Below are 22,618 nucleotides of genomic sequence, written 5' to 3'. Positions count from 1 at the left end.
GCAAATGTAACAAAAGTATTTTAATAGACAAAGCCTATTATTACCTTTGGCGGTCATTAGCCTAGTATTTATGAATAATTAATTATCCTGTTTACTCTACATATTGTTAGAACGGAAGACCAACGGCAAAATGGAAAGTGAAGTCACGTTTAAGATTGGGGTGCCACAGGGCATAATGCTCGGCAGTAGTTGTGTATGCCGGGTTGATAGCCTTCATACCACCATCGAGACGCAACACAAAGTAGTCGAAGTTCAGCCTTAATCCCAGTCCGTAGGCTACGGCGATCTGCTTGTAGAAGTCCTTAAAATGGAATTGACCTCCTGGCTGATTGGCATAATCACGCAGTGTCCATATATTACCAGCATCGATAAATGCTGCGCCATCGAACTTCCAGAATAGATGCGTACGATATTCAGCATTAAGATCTAACTTCATATCTCCCGTTTGATTAATAAAGTCTATCCTACCATCAACGCCTCTAAACTTACCTGGACCTAGCTCTCTGACGCTCCAGCCTCGTACGGAATTAGCTCCTCCAGAGAAATACCGCTTCTCAAAAGGTAGTATCGTACTGTTACCATACGGATAAGCAATACCCAATCCCCCATGTAGAACTAATGTATTACGCTCATCGAAACGTAATATCTGCGTGTAGTCAAAGTCGAACTTAGCATACTGTGCATAGGCAATGTTAAATAAAGTACGTTTACCCAGACTGTTCTCTTTGAACTTAAAGAGCCCACCAAGCCCATTCAGGATGTTACCAGCGAGCTCTATCCTACCTCGGAATGCGTGACTACGGCTGCTATAATTGATACCAAAGCCCGTGCGGACAATGAACAAATCTTGATAATTGTATCTGAGAATTGCATTGCGGGTCGTAGCATTATCGAGATAGTCGTGCTTGAACGTCTCGCTTATCCACGGCATATATACGTAACTGAGATTTAGAAGATCGAAGTCATACGTGAGATGGTGTAGAACATTCATCCAATGATACTTCCATGCACCATTGAAGACTCGGCGATGGAACTCCGGTCGGTTCTGGAGATTCCAACTAACAGCTACCTCCGTGGTAGCATTACTGCGTCGTCTAAACTCCTTCGATGTGAAAGGCGACAAGAGACGTGGGAACTGAAGACGTGCTTGCACACTATACTCCTCATAGTTGCTGTTCTTATATCCCTCCAGTCCCTTGATGGCTTCAAAGGCTGAACGGAACTCTAAGCTCAAGTGCTCGCTGCCACGGAAGAGGTTTCGGTTTTGATAGGATAATACCACAGCAGCACCTAGGTCGCCCGCCGTATTCGTACCTTCTGGCTGAAAGGATATCGTATTGGGCTTATTGTTAGATACCATGATATCAGCATCCAAATAGTGTGTGGACGACTTTGTAACCGAGTGCCCAATGACCAGACTATCATAGCGCGGAACCTCACGGAAGTTAATGTTCGTGTAGTGTACAGCCCCTAGCCGAGAGAAGTTATTATACGTGTTTTGTAGGTCTGTAGCCGAGAAGTACTTGCCTTTTTCTATGGCGGTATTGTCTTCTAATACGCTCTTGCGGAGATGGAATCCAGTAGAATCACTAGGTATGAAGTTGACATTATTAATGATATATCGAGGGTGCAAAGTTCGTGTTGTATCACTATTCTCCACATACTTCATCAAGTGCAGCGTGACACTGACATGCTGCTTTCCCTTTACCGAATCAGCCGAATAATAAATAAAGTCCTTATGAAAACGATAGAAGCCTGAATCATTCAGGATACGTGTAAGACGTTTACGCTCATCATCAAGAGAGGTAACTGTAAACTGTCTAGGACGCTTTGTGTCAGACTTAAGATGATTGGCTAGCACTTTCGCTACAACTGAATCTTGAATATCATACTTGAAGTCATCAATTATGTATGGTTCCCCAAAGTGCAAGTTGTAGATAACCGTAAGTTTCTTGCCTCTTACCTTCTTATCTATATCTACCGTAGCATTCATATAACCCATGTTTCGCATGGCTGTAGTTAAATCTTCACAGGATAATCGTGCCTGTAACGTGTCATATACAACAGGCTTCTCTCCCATCTTGCGCAATGTTCTATTGATCCATCTCGTAGAATCTTTACCCGACATCGCATAAGTTCCGAGCGGAACCTTAAATAATGAGAACCAACGTGAGTTGCCCTTCTGATGCACGTATTGCATCAATAGAGATTGATCCACATCCTTGTTGTCTGAATGTAGCTCTACCTTGTCTAGTAGGTATTGACCATCTGGAATAAACTTATCTGATGAACAAGCCACTATCGTCAATACAATGAGGAGTGCAACAGTGAGTGAAGATGTATATGTGTGTAATTTAGAAAATAACATTGCTATTGTGAATTTATCCTTTAGCTTCGCCGTTATTCCTAACACGTATAAGAAAGTTGTGTCAGAAATTGCGGCAAAGATACTAAAAAGTTAAGAGTAATAGTTACTGCATGCTATTTTTTTTGTATTTTTGCAACGTGATTTCTAAGAATAAAATAAAACTTATCCACTCTCTTGAAACGAAGAAAGGACGAGAGAAAGTAGGGCTATTTGTTGCAGAAGGACCAAAGGTTGTTAAGGACTTGTTGCAGGCGGGCTTCATAGCAAAAGAAGTTTTTGAGGATATAGAAGACATTAAGGAGATATCCTTTCTACAACATCCACAATCTATGCTCGGTGTCTTTCATTTACCTACTAATGGATTCAAAGAACTATCTATGAATCAACTCGTCCTAGCTCTTGATGGTGTACAAGACCCAGGAAATCTAGGAACAATCATCCGAGTGGCTGATTGGTTTGGTATCAAGGATATTTATTGCTCACACGACACAGCCGATTGCTGGAATCCGAAAGTAGTGCAGGCTACAATGGGGAGTATCGCAAGAGTGCAGTTACATTATGTGGATTTAAATAAGATGGCTGAATCTTTACCTGCCGATTATCCTATATATGCTACTCTACTGGATGGTGAGAATATCTATAAACAAGAACTATCACACCATGGTATGATTGTGATGGGTAATGAAGGCAAAGGTATCTCACCTTTACTCCGTACAAAGATTAATCGCAAATTATATATCCCAAGCTATTCCTCAGATGGTAACACCGCAGAGTCATTGAATGTTGCAATTGCAACATCTATAGTCTGTGCTGAGTTTAGAAGAAGATAAAACGATAAGATTACTTTCATCATGTAAACTACACATTCATGAAAGTAATCTTATTCCTCATTAATAAACTCTAGGACCAAAAATAGCTGTACCGACACGCACCATGGTTGAATGGCATTCAACGGCTATTGGATAATCATGGCTCATACCCCATGAACGCTCTTTAAATTCTGGATCATCAGAGAAATAAGATGCCTTTAGCTCATCAAATAAATTGGAAGCAAATATCATCTCTTTACGTATTTGCTCTTGATCTTCGACATTAGAAGCCATCATCATTAATCCAGATATATGCACATTCTTTAGTTCTCTCCATTCACCACTCTTTAAGAACTCACGACAAGCGTTAGGAGTAAAACCATATTTACTCTCCTCCTCCGCAATATGCAACTCTAATAGAACATTGATGACTCTATTATACTTTGCAGCTTGCTTGTTTATCTCCTTCAAAAGCTTGACAGTATCTACAGCTTCTATCATTGATATATAAGAAGCAATGTACTTCACCTTATTTGTTTGTAAATGCCCAATGAAGTGCCATTCTATATCTTGGGGAAGACTCTGAACCTTACCAGCCAACTCTTGTTCGTGACTTTCCCCAAATATGCGCTGCCCTTCACGATAAGCGACCTCGATATACTCTTTAGGATGAAACTTACTGATAGCAACCAATTTCACTCCATCAGGAAGCGTATCGAGTACTTCATGTAAATTCTTTGCGACATCAAACATAATTATAAGCCTTTACCTTTTAATTATATTATTGTTCGAACTCTGGCTTATTCTCAACTTCATTATTCTTATCTGCACGATGCTCAAAGACATCCATAATCTTCGTTTCTGTGATAGCTGCAATTTCATAATCAATCATTGTAGCTCCCATCACTTCGTCTACATGCTTAACAGCTCCATTGACAGAATGAGCTTGAACAAGATAAGTAACAGAAGAACGTTTCTCTTTCTCTGTCTTCTCATCAATAGTAATAAAAGCTAGACGAGCTTTAAACCACTTATCGTCCGTATCGATATCACTAAAGAATATCTCGCCGTATGCTGCTGGCGCAATTGCTTTCACATCAAACTCACCACTTACATAATGTGACATCTCTTCAGTGATGAACTCCTCTGCCTCTGAAAAGCTGAAAGCATCAACGACATATTGCTCAATCACTTTCTTATTCTGACCATCCTCCATGGTTTTATCATATCTCACTCTTGTTTCAAACCATGTGCTAGTTCTACTTCTCATACCTTTAATTATTTAGATTATACATTCCCCATCATCTAAGAGAGGATGAGACACTGCTTGTTTTTATGTAGCGCAAAAGTAGTAAAAAATCTGCGTTAATCATCTTAATGTGCCATTAAATAAAAAAAAATATATAACTTTGCACGCATAGTAAAAGAACTATGGGTAGATGCCCTTCCTCCTATTTGTAATCAGTAAAGGAGGATAAACAAAACAATTATGCCAGAAATATCAGTTCGTGGGCTTGAAATGCCAGAGTCGCCTATTAGAAAATTGGCGCCACTTGCTGCTGCGGCAAAAGAACGTGGCACTAAGGTTTATCATTTAAATATAGGACAACCAGATTTACCCACACCTCAATGTGGGCTGGATGCGTTGAAGAATATAGATCGAAAGATTCTAGAATATTCTCCATCACAAGGTAATCTGTCTTACCGCAAGAAACTATGTGACTTTTACAAGAAGTTCAACATAAATGTTACGCCTGATGATATTATTATTACATCAGGAGGCTCTGAGGCAGTCCTATTCTCATTCATGTCCTGCCTTAACCCCGGAGATGAAATCATTATCCCAGAACCTGCATACGCTAATTATATGGCATTTGCCATTTCTGCGGGTGCAAAAATAAAGACTATTGCGACATCTATTGAAGAAGGTTTCGCCCTTCCCAAGGTCGAACAATTCGAGAAGTTGATTAACGAGCGTACACGTGCTATTATGATTTGTAACCCTAATAATCCTACGGGTTACTTGTACACACGTAGAGAGATGAATCAAATACGTGACCTCGTTAAGAAATATGATTTATATCTCTTCTCTGATGAGGTCTATCGTGAATACATCTATACAGGCTCACCCTATATCTCGGCAATGCACTTGCAGGGGATAGAGAATAACACGATACTTATAGATTCTGTTTCTAAGCGTTACAGCGAATGCGGAATACGTATCGGAGCTTTGATAACCAAGAATGAAGAGATACGCAAAGCCGTCATGAAGTTCTGCCAGGCACGTTTGTCTCCACCACTTATTGGTCAGATCGTAGCAGAGGCAAGTCTTGATGCTCCACAATCATATTATCGTGATGTATATGATGAGTATGTCGAACGGCGTAAATGTCTTATTGATGGTTTAAACAGAATCCCTGGAGTCTACTCCCCTATCCCTATGGGAGCTTTCTATACTGTAGCAAAGTTACCTGTTGATGATTCTGATAAATTCTGTCGTTGGTGCTTGGAAGAGTTCAGCTATGAGGGTGAAACAGTCATGATGGCTCCTGCTAGTGGCTTCTATACAACCCCTGGTGCTGGTCGTAATCAAGTTCGCATTGCATACGTACTTAAACGAGAAGACTTACAACGTGCTTTGTTTATCCTACAAAAGGCATTAGAGACATACCCAGGACGCACAAAGGAAGAATAAAATCAAAACTCAAGTTTATAATTCTAAAATTATAGTCCATGAACATCATGGACAGAACTTATGAACTACCCACTTTTTATTGCTCGAAAGATTTATAATGGAGGCGACAAGACCAGAAAGGTTTCTAAGCCTGCTATCCGTATTGCCACCATTGGAGTGGCAATAGGCTTAGCTGTGATGATCATCTCTGTGAGTGTCGTTCTCGGCTTTAAGCACTCTATCCGTGATAAGGTTATCGGCTTCGGAAGTGATATAACTGTAGCAGACTTCCTTACCTTACAAGGTTCCGAGCAATACCCCATCCAAATCAATGATTCTTTAATCAGAGTTCTAAAGAGTACACCTGGTATAAAACATGTACAACGTTATGCTTACACACAGGGAATCTTAAAGACAAACGATGATTTCTTGGGCGTATTATTAAAAGGTGTAGGTCCTGAATTCGATTCAACCTTCATTCATTCAAATATGATAGAAGGTACTCTTCCTAAGTTTTCTGATTCTGAAAGTCATCAAAAGATTGTTATATCAAAGACGATCGCAGATAAACTAAATCTTAAAGTGGGGCAACGCCTCTTCGCTTACTTTATTAACAAGCAAGGAGTTCGAACCCGTAAGTTCACCATTACAGGTATTTATGCTACTAACATGAAGCAATTCGATTCACAGATTTGCTTCACGGATTTATATACCATCAACAAGCTCAATGGATGGGAACCCGATCAATATAGCGGAGCTGAATTGCAAGTCAATGACTTCTCACAGCTCAATCTCATCACAATGCGGATATTAAATAAGGTGAAGAACACTGTGGATCATTATGGTGAGACTTATTCTGCCGAGAATATAACCGAGATGAACCCACAGATTTTCTCATGGCTCGATCTAATGGATATGAACGTTTGGATTATCCTAGCACTTATGACCGCTGTAGCTGGTGTAACAATGATTTCTGGCTTACTAATTATTATTCTTGAGCATACCCAAATGATTGGTATTCTCAAAGCACTTGGCTCACGCAATCGTCAGATACGCCACATCTTCTTATGGTTCTCAACGTTTATTATTGGCAAAGGCTTACTCTTAGGAAACATCATTGGCTTAGGTTGCATCTTTTTACAAAAATGGTTAGGATTAATAACACTTGACCCACAAACTTATTATGTGAGTGTTGTTCCTGTAGAGATTAACATTCCACTTATCATAGCACTCAACCTTGCTACCTTATTAATTTGTATTATTGTTCTGATAGCTCCAAGTTATCTCATCAGTCATATACATCCTGCAAAGTCAATGCATTATGAGTAAAGAGAGCTTTCTTTCCCTATGCTAATAAAAGTAGGGACAGACGCCCTCGTCTGTCCGCACATATATATAAAGAATAGGATATAATAGAGGATTAATTAGGCATTACAGGGCGGACTGACGAGGGCGTCTGTCCCTACTTTGTGGCATCATTCTGGAGAGAATAATGCCCTACCCCAATAAACTTTATCCCATTCAGCCAGACAAGTAAAAGCATGGTGCTTTTACCATTATATTTTAATCCTCACTAACTACTTCTTATCAATTACAACGTAAGTTAAGCAACTATTGAGCTCTAAGTTAGATGTCGATTGTAGTTTAACTTAGATGACAATCGTACTTTAAGTTAGTGTCCAATCGTATTCCTATAAGACTTATCGTGTTCTACAAGTTTGTATAGCGAATTATACAAACGTGTATAACCAATTATACAAACGTGTATAACCAATTATACAAACGTGTAGAATATCGTACTCTAACTTAGAATAGGATCGTTATGTAACTATCTATACCTTCGTCGATCAATACTCAATGGCATTCATTGACTTAGTATCTGCAAATTACTAATAAATGAGTATTGTCATATCAATAGGAAGCAAGTACCTTTGCAAACGAATTTACATGCCATTCATTTACCTAATGAAGAATTGTTACATATTAAATATATCAACTAAATTTAAATATTATCGGATTAAAACCGTGAAGAGTATGAATTTAAGAAAGACTTTTTACTCCCTATTTCTTAGTGGATTCCTTCTTTGCCTATTCTCTTGTGCAAAGGAAGATGAGTTTGAATTACCTACATTGGTTCTTTCGGAGAACAGTGTGACGTTTGACAAAGGTGCTAATGAAAAGAACATCAGTGTGACAACTAACCAGAGTAACTGGGTAGCTTCATCGCCTCAAGAGGGTGATTGGCTCTCATTAGTACAAGATGGTAACCTGTTGAAAGTAAAGGTTGGAGAGAATAAGATGGGGGCTGAACGTACAAGCTACGTTTTAGTCAATGCGAATGGGGCTACTGGGAAAGTAGAGATTAAGCAGAGTGCGGCTGATGTGACGCTCGATGTTATGCCAACCAATATATATCTTCCACAAGCGGGTGGCGAGAAGACTGTTGATATTACTACTAATTCGACGGTTTATGACGTTACGATGAGTGAGGACGTTAGTTGGCTGAAGATCGTCAAAGCCGAGGAAGAGATAAAGCTGATAGCAGAGCGTAATGATACTTACCAGAAACGCGACGTGAAATTATATGCTAAGAGTGGCAATGTTACCCGAGAGATTGTTGTTTCGCAATCAGGTGTACAGCGTTATATTGTACCTATCAACCCTGGTGCACCGCAAGATGTACATAAGATTATGGAATATGAACTGGGACGCGGTAGTTATCTTCGCGAGTATCAGACAGCTGTTCCCGCATACGGATTGGAAGAGATGTACACCTTTATTACTCCTTCTCCTATCTTTACACTGATACAATATTGTAGTTCGGATGGTGTTACTCCTTCGCAAATCATTACGGTTGGTGACGGAACCAAGGCGATTGCTGCAGTAAAGGATAGAGCTTTTGACAGATTCCTCACAGAGCATGGTTATGTTCGTAGTAATTCTGAATCAGATAGAGAGTACATGAATGAGAAAGAACTTCTATCATTGAAGGTATATATATCAGAGAAAGAGAATAACGAAGGGGTTAATCTTACGTTCACGCCTGTTATGAAGCAGATCGGTGAATATAAGACTTTTGATAAACTCCCCTACTACCCACTTGAATTATTGCAATCAGACGATGTGAAGGTAGCGCAGATTGAGCAATACGAGCAGAGAGCTGGTAGCAAGGAAGAGGAGCGCACAATGAATGAAGATAAGAATACGGAGGTATCACAGCTACAATATACCTTAAAGAAGAATACAAATCCAGAGGCACCATACGGTCGTATTCACATATTCTATACTACGGATAAGGATGGCTATGCTCCTTCTAAACTGGGGAGCGTGCAGATTGGAGCATTACTCTTTAAGGATACGAACCTCGGTGTATGGAAATATGGTAATAAGTGGATTGCGACAAAGGAGATTCAGAAGAAGTTAGGCGATGAAGGGTTCTCTTATTTACGCTCTTCGGGGAATAACCATTTCTTTGTTCGTGAGCGCGATCATCTTGTAATTGCGGTTACTTGCGTGTCTGACAATAATACTCCTACCCTTGCACTCCTCTATAGTTACGATCCCTCGGTATCTGGCGCAGGTAGTAAGGCTGTTAAGGCTCAAGCGAGAATGGTAAAGAACTTCATGGCAGCTAAGGAGGCATTGAAGTTTTAGTCATGTGATTATACCTTATATATATACTATCCCAATATGCGTATAATGAACTTATATAAACAACAATACATCTATGTCCTGTTTCTGCTATTAGTGATGATGGCGGGGTGTACTGAGAAAGATAACTTCGAGCAACCTTATCTGAACGTTTCGGAGAAGGAGTTATCATTCTCTAGTCAGATAGATGAGAAAACAATTACGGTGAATACGAATTGTAAGGAATGGATTGCGACAACTCCTAAGCCTTGGATTCATATCACACAGAACGGAAACAGCCTATCTGTGCGAGTAGATAATAATACTACAGGTGCGGAAAGGAATAGTTATATCCTCGTTGATGGTGGTTTGGCTGTTGAGAAAGTCATAGTAAAGCAGAGTTCGTCTGACTTTACATTGGGTTTTGCTAATAATGAGATAATACTTCCACAAGGAGGTGGTACTACTACTGCTGATATCAATAAGGAAATCAGCCAATACGAACTATTACAAACAGAACAGGTTGATTGGTTACAAGTTATAAAGAAGAAGCATAGCTTGAAATTCATATCTAAGGCTAACTATGGTGTCGCTGAAAGGACTATCAAACTTATTGCATCCTTAAATGGGAAGACTAGTGAGATTGTGGTTAAACAGCCAGGTGTATCAACATTCATACTAGCATGTAACCCAGGGAATCCTTTTAGTTTGCATAAGATGATGGACTTTGAGATGCGCCGAGGAAGCCTATTCACCGAATATGGCTCTCCCGATATAGGAAACGGAATCTATGAAGAGAGTTACTTCTTCAAGACTACTTCCCCACTCTTTAAGGATGTTGTCTACGTGCATGATACCAAGTACTTTGTTCCTACCCGTATTTACACCCGATCGCTAACAAAGGAGGGAGTAGATGCAGTAAAGTCACAAGCCTTCCAAGACTTCCTTCGGGCGAATGGCTACACACGAGATGAGCAAGATACCAACCATTACGTCAATATAAGAGAGCACTTTACCATGGATGTTGATATGCGAGAGAGTAATAACAGCGTTGTTTTGTTCTTCCATCAAATGCACGAACAGAACCGTGATTACGAGACTTTCCAACATCTTGACCTCGGTCCTATAGAGCTATTACATAAAACCGACAAGAAGGTAAATGACGTAGCAGCGTATGAGACTGGCAAGCATAGCGAAGAGATCAAGAAACAGATGACTAGCACCAATGATGTCGCTGCGATTGTATATAAGACGAACGATCCAACGGTAGTTGCTCGCACCTATTACTTCTATGCGCGTGGCGGAGAAGATCCTATTCCACAAGGTATGGAGGGCAGTGTAGAACAGTATAGCCTTAGTATTGGGCAGCCTAACCTAGGTATTTGGCAGTATGGTAACGAATGGTTCGTAACACGTGAGTTCGATAAGTTACTAACCGATAACGGCTTTGAATCTGTGGGATATAATGGCAGGCATCACGTCTATGCACGTCGTTCTGACTTCCTTACACTAGCCATCTTAGGTGGCGAATTTGCTGATGTAAACAATGGTAAACCAGTTATGCAGATTAGCGTACTATACAAGAAGAACGTCTTTGATGGTAGCAAGCAACAAAGGTTAGCTAAGGTTGAACGTCTGCTTAAAAGATAATAACAAAGAAAAGAACAATAATGAAGAACAACATTATACACGTAGGTGCATGTGCGCTCTTGAGCCTGATGTTCGCAACATCATGCCAAGATAATATAGAGCCGGACACATCTAACAATGGCACACGATCCGTAATAATTGATAAGGGTCTCTTTGCTGTAAAGGGGCGTATTAATGTGAAGCTAGAGGAACCTGTTAGTGCAGCCATCCCCACCACACGTAGCGGCAATGTAGAGATGCAGAGCGTACCATCAGCTATTGCAACAGCGATGAAGACTTCCGGTGCTTACAAGATGGAGCGTGTCTTTAAGCCCGCAGGTATTTATGAGGCACGCACGATAGCAGCAGGACTCGATCGCTGGTATACCATCTATTTTGATGAGGGTAAAGATGTGGCAGCAGTCGTAAAGCAATTTAGTAAGACTAAGGGTGTAGAATGTGCGGAGCGTGTCCTCCCAATGGCTCGCCCAGAGGTAAAGGCAACGCCCTATTCTACAACAACTGCAACTACTAGCTTACAACCCATAGCAACCAGTAGCTTTAATGACCCACTCTTACCTAAGCAATGGCATTACTACAATGACGGCTCAATCAATAACCATGCTAGGAAAGGAGCCGACTGCAATGTTAAGCCTGTGTGGGAGAGATACACGACTGGTAAGAAGAATGTCATCGTTGCCGTAGTGGATGGCGGTATAGACATCACCCACGAAGATCTTATGGATAATCTCTACATTAACGAGAAAGAAAAGAACGGGCAACCTAACGTTGACGATGACGGCAACGGCTTTGTCGATGATATCTACGGATACAACTTCGTGGAAGCAAAGGATGTTGTTGGTGGTAAGATAGAACCCGATGATGAGGGACACGGCACCCACGTCGCTGGTACTGTTGCCGCACGTAACAACAACGGGAAAGGTGTTGCAGGTATAGCAGGTGGCAACGGAACGGCAGATAGCGGTGTACGTCTGATGAGTTGCCAGATATTCAGAAAGAAGAACGAACAAGGTGATGCTGCAGCCGCTATCAAGTATGCAGCGGACAATGGAGCTGTTATCTGTCAGAACTCTTGGGGGTATTCATCGAATACGGGTGTTACGTCTATGCCTCAGTTACTAAAGGATGCTGTAGACTATTTCATCAAGAATGCGGGCTGCGATGCTAACGGACAACAGCGCGCTGACTCTCCAATGAAAGGTGGCGTAGTCATCTTTGCTGCCGGAAACGAAAATAAGGAGTTCTCGGCATATCCCGCCTGCTATCCACCTGCCGTATCTGTTGCATCAATGGCTTGGGACTTTACCAAGGCTAGCTATAGCAACTATGCTAAATGGGTTACGATTACTGCTCCTGGTGGCGATCAAGACCGCTTCGGCAATGAGGCTGGTGTGTTAAGTACCGTTCCTAAGAGTAAGGCTAGCTCTGGTTATGCCTATATGCAGGGCACCTCCATGGCTTGCCCACACGTATCGGGTATTGCGGCTCTCATTGCCTCTTACTTTGGTAAGCAAGGTTTCACCAATGAGGAATTAAAGTCGCGCTTGACAACTGCATACAGGCCTTACAATATAGATGAACAGAACCCAGGATACAAGGGTAAGTTAGGGCGTGGATATATTGATGCAGAAGCTGCATTCGAGTCTAATCCTAAGACAGCACCCGAGAAAGTGCCGAGCTTATCCTTAACTCCCGACTTCCTTGATATCACTGCCGAATGGAGTGTAGCAAAGGATAAAGACAGGACTGCTGCGTTCTATAGATTGTATATCAGTCCTAACCAACTGACCGCAGAAAGCCTCAACGACATGAGTTACAAGGAGGTGAATGGTATGGGACACAGCATGGGTGAGACGCTGAAATACACATTCAACGAATTGAGAGACAACAGAACTTACTATATCGCAATAGTAGCTGTCGATCGTTGGGGGAATACTTCTGCGCCTATCATCCAACAATGTACAACAAAGTTAAACCATGCTCCAGAGGCTAGCGGATTCCCTGAAGAAACCATTGATGTAGCAGAAGATGAACGTAAGTCTTTCAGCTTTAACGTTACCGACCCTGATGGGCATAACTGGTACATAAAGGATGTGGGCGAGACGCGAGGCGTATCTTATTCTATCAACGGATCTACGGTCACCGTCCACATAGTTCCTGTGTTAGAAGCTGGCGAATACACTTGTAAGTTTGTCCTCACTGATGACTTAGGCGCAACGTCTGAAAAGCATTTCATCTTTAGGATAGTTAAGTATATCCCACCTCAGTTGGCTAAGCCATTCGGCAACTATATTATTGGTTTGGATGAGGGTGTCGTAACTATTCCGTTGGCTGATCACTTCACCTACAATGGTAAGAAACAGCTTACATACAAGGCTAATATCTCGAATGGGAACATTGCCACCGCCACGATCGACAACAATCATCTGCGATTACACCCACTGACAAAAGGTATCACAAGCGTTCGTCTCACGGCATCAGATGGTAGGCAGACATCCTCGGAAGGCTCATTCCAAATACGTGTCGTGGAGCGTAAGGCAGCTCCCGTATATGCAGTCTACCCTATCCCTGTGAGAAAAGACATCTATACCTTACTCAATCCCGAGGTAAAGCAGGCGGAGTTTATTGTTAGCACTACCGTAGGCGAACGATTAGTAAAAACGACCCTTGTTCCCGACAAGAACAACGTTGCTACCTTAGATCTGTCGCGCCTTAACCCAGGTACCTACAAACTAACAGTACGCACGAATAAGGGCAACCATACACAGATGTTCATCAAACGATAATTATAGACAAACATGAAGACAAAATATATTATACTAACAGCTTGTGCCACACTCCTCGGTGTTGCACAAGCAAATGCACAGGGGCAGAACCTACCAATACTAACAGCTAACACGGATGCTCGCGCAGCTGCCATGGGTAACACATCAGTTGCCGCAGAGGGGATGTTACTCTATAATAATCCTACGACCATCTTCTCGTTAGACAAGAGATTCACTGCCGATGCCTCGGCTTCCTTATACGAGAAAGCAGAGGGAGCAAACGGGACTTTCGGACTATATGCAGCGACCATAGGATATAGATTTGCCAAGCGTCACGCAGCATTCGCAGGCTTTCGATATGCTGGTGGACTGAAGTTCAAAGGTTACGACATGAGTGGTGAGCCTACCAAGGATTACCAACCTTACGATTGGACTATCGACTTGGGTTATACTTATATGATAGGAAACGGATTCGCAGCTTATACCACGGGGAGTATCATCTTCAGCCATCTTTCAAAGAACGCTACAGGAGGCGCAGTCACTATAGGGGCATCGTATCAAAACCATGAGATGACTTTTGCACACAGGCAAGCTAGTCTGATGATAGACGCCAAAGCAGGAGCCATAGGACCTCGGTTAGACTTTGGAAACAGGAATAAGACATCCCTGCCAACGTATTTCGGCGTGGGAGGAATATTATCCGTGGATGTAGCCGACAAACATCAAGTCGCCGCTGCCTTATCCAGTAGATACTTCTTCCAACCAGCGGATTACAAGACATTCACGGCTAGTTGTGGACTCGAATACACCTATAATCACTTGGTGGCTGTACGTACAGGATACGAATACGGAGACCATGATTTAAGCCATTTTACAATAGGTGCTGGCATCAAATATAAAGGGCTACGACTCAACGGAGCTTATCTCTTGAAGACAGCTGACGCAGGAAGTAGTTATTGTACGATCGGTGTCGGATGTGACTTCTAACTATTGCGAGTTCATGAGAAGACATAGCTGTTCGTTAAATATCACCTTGATGATACTCCAGTATCATCCTAATGATATTCCAGTATCATCCTAATGATATTCCAGTATCACCCTGATGATATTCCAGTATCATCCCTAATGATACTCCAGTATCACCCTGATGATATTCCAGTATCACCCTGATGATACTCCAGTATCACCCTGATGATACTCCAGTATCATGCACGTGATACTATAATGAGACCTATGTGTTAAGAGTAATAACACCTATGTGTTACAATCCGACTCCTATAAGACTCACAAAATAACCAACATAAGTAAAACAATTAATTATAAGATTATGAGGAAAACTTTATTCTCCATGTGTGCATTAGCACTAAGTATAACCACATCAGCGCAGATAACTGAGACGCCAGCAGGTAAGCTGATTGATAACATGTATCGCTCGAGTGAATCATGGATACAAAAGAGTTGGACAGGTACCGCACGTGGTCGATACGAAGGCTTAGTATCTAAGATTGTCGTTGGTGACGATAACTGCCTTTACATCTATAATCCGCTTTCGGGACTCGATAGCAATACGTGGTTGAAACTTGAGAAGGTGAGCGAGGGAAAATATAAAGCCATGCTCCCGCAAGCTATTCATAAGGACGACAATGGCGATGATGATGACGATGAATCAGGGAGCACAGAACGCACGCTCTACTTAAATCGCCTGCGGACTATTGGTAAGAAGAAGTATGAGGTTGTTCCAAAGGATAAGAACTTCATGGAATATTCATGGGATGGTAAAACGCTTAAGATGCTCGGTGCCGAGTCGGATGGCGTGATTCTGGGAATGACTTACAATAACAAGTGGGAAGAACGTTACGGAGACTGGTCTGTTACTATTCAATCCTTCGATAACAGCCTTATCACACCTCCTACTACAGCTATTAGAAAACAATATACACTCACATCCAAGGAGATGACTTCCCCACGCATAGTAGAGGCGGCTGTGAGCGGTGATGAGCTTTATGTAAAGGGGATCTTCAAGAGTCAGAAGATAGCTGATAAGTGGTTGAAACTTACAAAGGAAGGCGACAAGTATGTGATGATGACGAACCAGTACTTAGGTACGACCGTGAAGACTGACTTTAAGTCCTACTCGTTTGACAAGGCAGAATACCACACTTTCGCTGCAGCACTAAGCAATGCAAACACCATTGCAGACAAGATAGAATTTAAGCTGGATGCGGGAAAGGGCATACTTACCACCGATGGTATTCTAAGGGTTGTACAGGGTAAGAGCCGTGCAACTAATATTCCGAATGATGAGCTTGAGAGTTACGAAGCACTTACACTAAAGCCTTATGAGCAGAAAGCTGGTAAGCCTGCGACACCGAAGTTACAATATTGTTCAGCAGTCGATAGCTACGATTACAGTACAACTACCACAACATTAGCTTTCTATGTAAACAACGCTGATATTGATGGTAATTACCTTGACGCATCTAAGATGTACTATAATGTTTACTTAGACGATAGCACAGAGCCATTTACGTTCAAGAAGAAGGAATACAAATACTTGGATGAGGACATGACAAATATCCCGTTTAACTTTAAGGATAAGTGGGGCTATGACTTCAAGAGTAACGACAATCAGCGTATCTTACATTTCTATGGTGCTAAAATCAAGAAGGTGTCTGTCGTGATGGTATATGAAGATAATGGCACGAAGTATTCCAGTGATCCAATGACAACCCCTGTTGTGACGGCTGGTATAGAGAATGCAACCATCAAGAATAATCCGGCGGAGAAGTATTATACCATAGAAGGCTGCCAGATAGAACACATGCAAAAGGGGCTGAACATCGTGAGATACTCTGATGGTACAACTAAGAAAGTAATTGTTAAGTAGTGGGCTTGCGAATAGCTTATACTATTTGACAAGAGCCTTTATAAGACACAAGAAGACGCCTTTCTGGATGTCAGAAAGGCGTCTTCTCGTATGTAAAGGATAGATATTACCTACTTAACAGTGATGTGGAAACAACCCTGATGTTTCTCATGCTTAATATAACAGCGACCTTGCGAACGTAAGTCATTGAGCACCTCACTCAGAACCCATTTCAGCGTATCATTCCTTACAGGGCGCGTGACAGCAGCGTATCGGTTATAGGCTATGTCGAAAGTTGTACCATACAAGTGACAGCTGTTACTGGTAGCATTATGGTTATGCTGACATAGCTTCCTGACATCCTCTTTTGTTCTTAACACACTAGAGACTAATATTTTGTTGATAGGAACACCTTTGGCTTGGAGGCTATCCATGAACGTGCGTGCAATATCTTGAAGTAACACAGCGGCACGTGGGACGAGATAAGGAACACTGCTATTCAGTTTCTTTAAATCATAATATGGATTGCTACCTATATATACTAACTCGTTCTTGCGCTTCTCTGCATCTAAGCGGTTGGCAACTGGGCGTACACCATAACGAGAAGCAGCATTGAGTTGTAAGGATTGTGAATCCGGGAAACTCTCATCATAATCTCTTACGCCGACAATCCTATTCTTCTTCAATGCGCCACTTAACCTATAGAATGAAGACAACTTCATCCTGTCAGGGGTGGATTGTGAGATGATCTTGATTGAATCAGCACGTCGTCGCTCTTCTTCTGTCATCTTTCCACTCTTTACATTCTCCGTGTTATGCCCAACTCGAACTACTGATGGGAACAACAACTTAATGGTAACAAAGAAGAGTGCTATCACGATGAACACTAATAATATACGCCTTTTACTTATCCTTAATTTCTTTTTCATTGCCACAAAGGTAATAAGAAAAGAGGAAAGCAAATAAGAATATAACGCATCCTAATTATGAATTAAGAATAATTTGCAGGTATCACTAAATTATAGTAACTTTGTAACCATAATATAAAACAGACGGCATTGATAGAAAAGCATATAGTCCTAGAGGATATAGACCCTGTGGTATTCTATGGAGTTGGTAACGGGCATCTACAGATGATTAAGTCCCTCTTTCCGAAGTTGAGAATCGTTGCACGAGATAATGTTATCCGTATCTTGGGTGATGAGGAAGAGATGGCAAAGATAGAGGAGGACATAGAGACTATGCGCAAGCATATTGAGAAGTATAATACCATTACAGAAGAGGACATCCTTGATATCGTGAAGGGACGCAAGACCAAAGCTGATGCGATAAAGGACGTCCTTGTTTATTCAGTAGCAGGCAGACCTATCAAAGGTAGATCCGAGAATCAACAACAGCTGATTGATGCTTTTGATAAGTATGATATGATCTTTGCTGTAGGTCCTGCGGGTACTGGTAAAACGTATCTAAGTATAGCTCTAGCCGTTAAAGCACTGAAGGAAAAGGCGGCAAAGAAGATTATCCTATCACGTCCTGCTGTTGAGGCTGGGGAAAAGTTAGGCTTCTTACCAGGAGATATGAAGGATAAGATTGATCCGTATCTACAGCCACTATACGATGCTTTAGAGGATATGATTCCCGCCGTAAAGCTACAGGATATGATGGACAAACACATCATACAGATTGCGCCTCTGGCCTTTATGCGAGGTCGTACACTGAGCGATGCTGTAGTTATCCTTGATGAAGCACAGAACACAACACCAGCTCAAATCCGTATGTTCCTTACTCGCATGGGATGGAACACTAAGATGATTATTACAGGCGACTTGACTCAAATAGACCTCCCACATGCAGAGAAAAGTGGATTGAAAGAAGCTCTTTCTATATTGGGCAAGGTAGAAGGTATATCAGTCATCAACCTTGACAAGAAGGACATTGTTAGACACAAATTAGTTACGCGTATCGTCAACGCTTATGAAGCACACGATAAGGCGGACAAGAGATAGGACTCTATAAACATAAAGACAATGAAAGCATTAACAAAGACTGAATTCCATTTTGATGGACAGAAGAGTGTGTATCACGGCAAAGTACGTGATGTGTATGACATCAACGACGATCTCATCGTCATGGTAGCTACCGACCGAATCTCTGCGTTCGATGTCGTATTACCAAAAGGAATACCATTTAAAGGACAGGTTCTGAACCAGATTGCTAGCAAGTTCCTTGACTTGACAGCTGATATCTGCCCTAACTGGAAGTTAGCAACACCTGACCCTATGGTTACAGTTGGTCTGAAGTGTGAAGGCTTTCGTGTTGAAATGATTATCCGCTCCATTCTTACTGGTTCTGCATGGCGTGCTTATAAAGATGGATGCCGTGGGATTTGTGGTGTAAAACTCCCTGATGGTATGCGAGAGAATGAGCGTTTCCCAGAACCTATCGTAACCCCAACTACGAAAGCTGATGAGGGGCATGATATGAATATCTCAAAGGAAGAGATTATCAAACAGGGTATCGTTTCTGCAGAAGATTACGCAATCATCGAAGATTGGACACGTAAGCTCTTTGCGCGTGGTCAGGAGATTGCTGCTAAGCAAGGCTTGATTCTTGTTGATACTAAGTATGAGTTCGGCAAACGTGATGGACAGTGCTACCTCATTGATGAGATTCACACACCAGATTCTAGTCGCTACTTCTACGCTGATGGATATGAGGAGAAACTAGCAAAGGGAGAACCTCAGAAGCAGCTCTCAAAGGAGTTTGTACGCCAGTGGCTTATCGAGCACAACTTTATGAATGAGCCTGGACAAACCATGCCAGAGATAACTGACGAGTATGCAGAGAGCGTTAGCGAACGTTATATTGAACTTTACGAACACATCACAGGTGAGAAGTTTGATAAAGCGGCTGAAGAAGGTGATATCGCAGCACGTATCGAGAAGAACGTCAAGGAGTATCTAGCTTCTAGAAAGTAACTAATTAAGAAAAGGAAGGAGTTAAGGAATAGTATTGGCGTCTTTACTCCCTTAACTCCTTCTAAGTTTCTTAACTTCCTAATTAAAGTATGTACGAACAGGAAAAGATAATACCCTATAATGGTAAAGGTGAGAAAAGCAAACTTGTTGAAGAGATGTTCGATAAGATTGCCCCTACTTATGACACACTGAATCATAGACTCTCATGGGATATTGACAAAGGGTGGCGCAAGAAAGCTATTAAGCAATTACAGCCTTATCGTCCACAACTGATGTTAGACATAGCAACTGGTACTGGAGACTTTGCTATCCTTGCAGCAAGGGTACTTTCTCCAAGTCATCTTATCGGAGCTGATATATCAGAAGGTATGATGGCTATCGGACGTGAGAAGGTCAAAAAGGCTGGACTTAGCAAGGTTATCTCTTTCCAAAAGGAGGATTGCCTCAACTTATCTTTCCCTGATAATACATTTGATACTGTTACTGCAGCATTTGGTATCCGTAACTTTCAAAATCTCGACAAGGGACTTACGGAGATTTGTCGTGTATTAAAGAAAGGTGGACATTTGAGTATTGTAGAACTGACAACGCCTGTTAGCTTCCCTATGAAACAACTCTTCCGCATATACTCCAACACCATCTTACTCAATTATGCAAAGTTTATCTCCAAAGATAAGAGTGCTTACGAGTATCTCAACAAGACGGTTGAGGCATTCCCACAAGGCGAACGGATGATGGAGATATTTCACAAAGCAGGATTCGCCAAAAGCTCTTTCAAGCGACTGACATTCGGAATATGCACGATGTATCTGGCCGAAAAGTAAGCAGATAATACAAGGGTATAGACCTACTCTCACAAAATACAAACTCATAGAACAAGTTTAAAACATGGATAAATACGGACTTATTGGTTATCCTTTGGGACATTCCTTTTCTATAGGCTACTTCAATGAGAAGTTTGACAATGAGAACATCAATGCTCGTTACATTAATTTCGAAATTCCATCTATAGAAGACTTTATTGAGGTTATAGACTCCAATCCAGAACTACGTGGATTGAATGTGACTATCCCATATAAGGAACAAGTTATACCTTATCTTGATAGTCTTAGTCCTGAGGCAACAGCCATTGGAGCCGTTAATGTTATTCGAGTCACCCACAAAGGGAAGAAGACACAACTGAAAGGTTTTAATAGTGATGTGATTGGCTTCACACGTAGTATAGAACCTTTATTAGAGCGTCACCATAAGAAAGCTTTAATTCTGGGGACTGGTGGCGCTTCAAAAGCTATAGACTTTGGACTAAAATCTCTTGGACTAGAAACCAAATTTGTCTCTCGCACGAAACGTGATGGCATCTTATGTTACGAAGATATAACAGCTGACATTATTCGGGAGTACAATGTTATTGTGAATTGCACTCCACTCGGTATGTATCCAAACGTTGACTCATGCCCTAAACTTCCCTACGAAGCAATGGATAGTCACACCTTATTATATGATCTACTTTACAATCCAGATGAGACACTATTCATGACGAAAGGACGTGAACAAGGTGCAGTTGTAAAGAATGGTCTAGAAATGCTCCTACTGCAAGCATTTGCTAGTTGGGAGTTTTGGAATGGGAAGGAACAACGCTAGCTTAACGCAATTAATAATATTACTTTATACAACCATAAGTTATAGATAATCTCAACACGACAAATCCTTAGATATGGACAACAGATACATGATGCGCGGCGTAAGTGCTGCCAAAGAAGATGTGCATAATGCCATCAAGAACATTGATAAAGGACTCTACCCACAAGCTTTTTGTAAGATTATTCCAGATATCCTCGGTGGTGATCCTGAGTATTGTAACATTATGCATGCTGATGGAGCTGGCACAAAGTCTTCTCTAGCTTATATGTACTGGAAAGAGACAGGTGATTTGAGTGTATGGCGTGGTATAGCACAAGATGCTATCGTCATGAACACAGATGACTTGCTCTGTGTGGGAGCTGTAGATAATATCCTTGTTAGTTCAACGATTGGTCGTAATAAGATGCTTGTACCAGGTGAGGTTATTTCTGCTATCATTAACGGAACCGATGAGTTACTTGCTGATATGCGTAAGATCGGAATAGGCATCTACCCAACTGGTGGTGAAACAGCAGATGTAGGCGACCTTGTTCGTACAATTATCGTTGATTCAACAGTTACTTGTCGTATGCGTCGTAAGGATGTTATTGACAATGCGAATATTCGTCCAGGTGACGTCATTGTTGGTCTTTCATCTACAGGTCAGGCAACCTATGAGAAACGTTATAATGGCGGTATGGGAAGCAACGGTTTAACATCAGCACGTCATGATGTTTTTGCTAAATATCTAGCAGAGAATTATCCTGAGAGTTATGACCATGCAGTACCAGAAGAATTAGTTTATAGTGGTAAATACAAACTAACTGATTCTGTTGAAGGGAGTCCTATTAATGCAGGTGAGTTAGTACTCTCTCCTACTCGCACCTACGCTCCTGTTATCAAGAGATTACTTGATGAGTTGCGCCCTGAAGTACATGGTATGGTACATTGTACAGGTGGTGCACAAACAAAGGTTCTGCACTTCGTAAATGATAATTGCCGTGTCATCAAGGATAATATGTTCCCAGTTCCCCCTCTCTTTCGTGCTATTAAAGATTGTAGCGGTACTGATTGGAAGGAGATGTATCAGGTGTTCAATATGGGGCATCGTATGGAGATCTATGTTCGCCCGGAAGTTGCTGAACAGGTTATTGCTATTAGTAAGTCCTTTAATATTGATGCACAAGTCATTGGACACATAGAAGAAGGGAAACGTAGCCTAACGATAAAGAGTGAGTTCGGAACATTTGAATATTAA

Annotated in this window: 17 protein-coding genes; 13 read left to right on the top strand and 4 right to left on the bottom strand. The window is 41.5% G+C overall.

Annotation, left to right across the window (positions count from 1 at the left end; all coding sequences use genetic code 11):
* Positions 1-106: 106 nt before the first annotated feature.
* Positions 107-2,368, bottom strand: a complete 2,262-nt coding sequence (tamL, locus tag J5A55_RS03515; protein WP_039851432.1) for a translocation and assembly module lipoprotein TamL — start codon at positions 2,366-2,368, stop codon at positions 107-109.
* Between the two features lie 137 nt (positions 2,369-2,505).
* On the opposite strand from tamL, the gene J5A55_RS03510 reads away from it, so the two are divergent.
* Positions 2,506-3,198, top strand: coding sequence for an RNA methyltransferase (locus J5A55_RS03510; RefSeq protein ID WP_155813791.1), 693 nt, complete (start codon positions 2,506-2,508; stop codon positions 3,196-3,198).
* A 60-nt stretch (positions 3,199-3,258) separates the two neighbouring features.
* Here the strand turns inward: J5A55_RS03510 and J5A55_RS03505 are convergent, their stop codons facing one another.
* Positions 3,259-3,930: a YggS family pyridoxal phosphate-dependent enzyme gene (locus J5A55_RS03505; protein WP_004383543.1), complete on the bottom strand. Its 672-nt coding sequence runs from the start codon at positions 3,928-3,930 to the stop codon at positions 3,259-3,261.
* Between the two features lie 28 nt (positions 3,931-3,958).
* Positions 3,959-4,447: a DUF4494 domain-containing protein gene (locus tag J5A55_RS03500; RefSeq protein WP_039851364.1), complete on the bottom strand. Its 489-nt coding sequence runs from the start codon at positions 4,445-4,447 to the stop codon at positions 3,959-3,961.
* Between the two features lie 219 nt (positions 4,448-4,666).
* On the opposite strand from J5A55_RS03500, the gene J5A55_RS03495 reads away from it, so the two are divergent.
* The 7 genes from J5A55_RS03495 (at position 4,667) to J5A55_RS03465 (ending at position 16,783) form a co-directional block, all read left to right on the top strand.
* Positions 4,667-5,872: a pyridoxal phosphate-dependent aminotransferase gene (locus J5A55_RS03495; protein WP_004383541.1), complete on the top strand. Its 1,206-nt coding sequence runs from the start codon at positions 4,667-4,669 to the stop codon at positions 5,870-5,872.
* Positions 5,873-5,932: 60 nt separating this feature from the next.
* Complete coding sequence (locus tag J5A55_RS03490) at positions 5,933-7,180, top strand: ABC transporter permease (RefSeq protein WP_004383540.1); 1,248 nt, start codon at positions 5,933-5,935, stop codon at positions 7,178-7,180.
* A gap of 705 nt (positions 7,181-7,885) precedes the next feature.
* The gene (locus J5A55_RS03485; RefSeq protein ID WP_039851430.1) at positions 7,886-9,505 is read left to right on the top strand and encodes a BACON domain-containing protein; all 1,620 of its coding nucleotides are present in this window, start codon (positions 7,886-7,888) and stop codon (positions 9,503-9,505) included.
* Between the two features lie 36 nt (positions 9,506-9,541).
* Entirely contained in the window at positions 9,542-11,131 is a 1,590-nt protein-coding gene (locus J5A55_RS03480; protein WP_004383538.1) for a BACON domain-containing protein, read from the top strand.
* Between the two features lie 20 nt (positions 11,132-11,151).
* Positions 11,152-13,917, top strand: a complete 2,766-nt coding sequence (locus tag J5A55_RS03475) for a S8 family serine peptidase (RefSeq protein ID WP_004383537.1) — start codon at positions 11,152-11,154, stop codon at positions 13,915-13,917.
* Positions 13,918-13,929: 12 nt separating this feature from the next.
* Positions 13,930-14,883, top strand: a complete 954-nt coding sequence (locus tag J5A55_RS03470) for a PorV/PorQ family protein (RefSeq protein ID WP_004383536.1) — start codon at positions 13,930-13,932, stop codon at positions 14,881-14,883.
* 340 nt (positions 14,884-15,223) lie between these two features.
* Entirely contained in the window at positions 15,224-16,783 is a 1,560-nt protein-coding gene (locus tag J5A55_RS03465) for a hypothetical protein (RefSeq protein ID WP_039851362.1), read from the top strand.
* A gap of 110 nt (positions 16,784-16,893) precedes the next feature.
* Here J5A55_RS03465 and J5A55_RS03460 read toward each other — a convergent pair whose 3' ends face one another.
* The gene (locus J5A55_RS03460; RefSeq protein WP_004383534.1) at positions 16,894-17,691 is read right to left on the bottom strand and encodes a DUF5715 family protein; all 798 of its coding nucleotides are present in this window, start codon (positions 17,689-17,691) and stop codon (positions 16,894-16,896) included.
* 129 nt (positions 17,692-17,820) lie between these two features.
* Between J5A55_RS03460 and J5A55_RS03455 the strand changes: the two genes are divergently transcribed.
* From J5A55_RS03455 to J5A55_RS03435, 5 genes are all read left to right on the top strand, one after another.
* Complete coding sequence (locus J5A55_RS03455) at positions 17,821-18,768, top strand: PhoH family protein (protein ID WP_004383533.1); 948 nt, start codon at positions 17,821-17,823, stop codon at positions 18,766-18,768.
* A 21-nt stretch (positions 18,769-18,789) separates the two neighbouring features.
* Positions 18,790-19,740, top strand: a complete 951-nt coding sequence (locus J5A55_RS03450; RefSeq protein WP_004383532.1) for a phosphoribosylaminoimidazolesuccinocarboxamide synthase — start codon at positions 18,790-18,792, stop codon at positions 19,738-19,740.
* Between the two features lie 89 nt (positions 19,741-19,829).
* Entirely contained in the window at positions 19,830-20,564 is a 735-nt protein-coding gene (ubiE, locus tag J5A55_RS03445; RefSeq protein WP_004383531.1) for a bifunctional demethylmenaquinone methyltransferase/2-methoxy-6-polyprenyl-1,4-benzoquinol methylase UbiE, read from the top strand.
* Between the two features lie 64 nt (positions 20,565-20,628).
* On the top strand, positions 20,629-21,381 hold the full coding sequence (locus tag J5A55_RS03440) for a shikimate dehydrogenase family protein (protein WP_004383530.1): 753 nt from the start codon (positions 20,629-20,631) through the stop codon (positions 21,379-21,381).
* Between the two features lie 73 nt (positions 21,382-21,454).
* Entirely contained in the window at positions 21,455-22,618 is a 1,164-nt protein-coding gene (locus J5A55_RS03435) for an AIR synthase-related protein (protein ID WP_004383529.1), read from the top strand.

Source organism: Prevotella veroralis, from assembly GCF_018127765.1.
Classification (GTDB): domain Bacteria; phylum Bacteroidota; class Bacteroidia; order Bacteroidales; family Bacteroidaceae; genus Prevotella; species Prevotella veroralis.
This window is presented reverse-complemented; position numbering and strand designations above follow the sequence as displayed.

Coding starts and splice junctions, on each gene's coding strand:
- J5A55_RS03500 (WP_039851364.1), bottom strand. CDS start 4,447: ATGAGAAGTAGAACTAGCACATGGTTTGAAACAAGAGTGAGATATGAT.
- J5A55_RS03480 (WP_004383538.1), top strand. CDS start 9,542: ATGCGTATAATGAACTTATATAAACAACAATACATCTATGTCCTGTTT.
- J5A55_RS03485 (WP_039851430.1), top strand. CDS start 7,886: ATGAATTTAAGAAAGACTTTTTACTCCCTATTTCTTAGTGGATTCCTT.
- J5A55_RS03450 (WP_004383532.1), top strand. CDS start 18,790: ATGAAAGCATTAACAAAGACTGAATTCCATTTTGATGGACAGAAGAGT.
- ubiE (WP_004383531.1), top strand. CDS start 19,830: ATGTACGAACAGGAAAAGATAATACCCTATAATGGTAAAGGTGAGAAA.
- J5A55_RS03435 (WP_004383529.1), top strand. CDS start 21,455: ATGGACAACAGATACATGATGCGCGGCGTAAGTGCTGCCAAAGAAGAT.
- J5A55_RS03465 (WP_039851362.1), top strand. CDS start 15,224: ATGAGGAAAACTTTATTCTCCATGTGTGCATTAGCACTAAGTATAACC.
- J5A55_RS03470 (WP_004383536.1), top strand. CDS start 13,930: ATGAAGACAAAATATATTATACTAACAGCTTGTGCCACACTCCTCGGT.
- J5A55_RS03490 (WP_004383540.1), top strand. CDS start 5,933: ATGAACTACCCACTTTTTATTGCTCGAAAGATTTATAATGGAGGCGAC.
- tamL (WP_039851432.1), bottom strand. CDS start 2,368: ATGTTATTTTCTAAATTACACACATATACATCTTCACTCACTGTTGCA.
- J5A55_RS03505 (WP_004383543.1), bottom strand. CDS start 3,930: ATGTTTGATGTCGCAAAGAATTTACATGAAGTACTCGATACGCTTCCT.
- J5A55_RS03475 (WP_004383537.1), top strand. CDS start 11,152: ATGAAGAACAACATTATACACGTAGGTGCATGTGCGCTCTTGAGCCTG.
- J5A55_RS03495 (WP_004383541.1), top strand. CDS start 4,667: ATGCCAGAAATATCAGTTCGTGGGCTTGAAATGCCAGAGTCGCCTATT.
- J5A55_RS03460 (WP_004383534.1), bottom strand. CDS start 17,691: ATGAAAAAGAAATTAAGGATAAGTAAAAGGCGTATATTATTAGTGTTC.
- J5A55_RS03440 (WP_004383530.1), top strand. CDS start 20,629: ATGGATAAATACGGACTTATTGGTTATCCTTTGGGACATTCCTTTTCT.